This is a genomic window from Syntrophomonas palmitatica JCM 14374 (assembly GCF_001311885.1).
GTDB classification, from domain to species: domain Bacteria; phylum Bacillota; class Syntrophomonadia; order Syntrophomonadales; family Syntrophomonadaceae; genus Syntrophomonas_A; species Syntrophomonas_A palmitatica.
Genome location: NZ_BBCE01000051.1, coordinates 1 through 1253 on the forward strand (window position 1 = coordinate 1; position 1253 = coordinate 1253).

Annotated in this window: 1 protein-coding gene; it reads left to right on the forward strand. The window is 50.0% G+C overall.

Annotated features, from left to right (window positions below):
• Positions 1–72: 72 nt before the first annotated feature.
• Positions 73–1253, forward strand: a 1181-nt coding sequence (tuf, locus tag JCM14374_RS12840; protein ID WP_054698195.1) for an elongation factor Tu, incomplete at its 3' end; no start/stop codon positions are given.

The following is a 1253-nucleotide window of genomic DNA, read 5'->3' on the forward strand; positions in this document are numbered from 1 at the left end:
CAATCTGTGCAAATCTGTGTGAATCTGTGGCTAAAAAATAAAATAAAAAAAGAGGAAAGGTGAGAGCGACAGATGGCAAAGGCGAAATTTGAGAGGACGAAGCCGCATCTTAACATTGGGACCATAGGTCATATAGACCACGGCAAGACATCATTGACAGCGGCAATCACACTGACTTTATCCAAAACCGGTCAGGCCAAGGCCACGTCCTATGATGAAATTGACAAGGCGCCGGAAGAAAGAGAAAGAGGCATAACCATCAACACCGCCCATGTAGAGTATGAAACAAACAACCGGCATTATGCCCATGTAGACTGCCCGGGTCATGCAGACTACATAAAGAACATGATTACCGGGGCAGCACAGATGGACGGAGCCATACTGGTGGTATCAGCCGCCGATGGTCCGATGCCGCAGACCAGGGAACACATTCTCCTGTCGAGACAGGTAGGAGTACCCTACATCGTAGTATTCATGAACAAAATCGACATGGTAGATGATGAAGAACTATTAGAACTGGTAGACATGGAAGTAAGAGACCTGTTAAACTTCTATGAATTTCCCGGAGACGATATACCAGTAGTAAAAGGCTCAGCCCTCAAAGCGCTGGAATGCGGATGCGGCAGCAGAGAATGCGAATGGTGCGGACACATTTGGGAACTGATGGACGCGGTAGACGAATATGTGCCCCAGCCGCAGAGAGCGACCGACAAACCGTTTTTAATGCCGATAGAAGACGTATTCACCATAACAGGGCGCGGTACCGTAACCACAGGCAGAGTAGAAAGAGGGCAGGTCAAAGTCGGGGACGAAGTAGAAATAGTAGGCATGAGAGAAGCCACGCGCAAGACGGTATGCACCGGGGTAGAAATGTTTAGAAAACTATTAGACTATGCAGAAGCCGGGGACAACATCGGTACCCTGTTAAGAGGCGTAGACCGGAAAGAAGTAGAGCGAGGCATGGTATTAGCCAAGCCCGGTTCGATCAAACCGCACACCAAATTCATGGCGGAAGTCTACGTATTGACCAAAGAAGAAGGCGGCAGGCACACCCCGTTCTTTGGCGGATACAGGCCGCAGTTTTATTTCCGCACCACAGACGTGACCGGAGTAATCAAGCTTCCTGAAGGGGTAGAAATGGTAATGCCCGGAGACAACATCCAGATGGCGATAGACCTTATAACCCCGATCGCCATAGAAGAAGGCTTGCGTTTCGCTATCCGCGAAGGCGGCAGAACCGTCGGCGCAGGCGT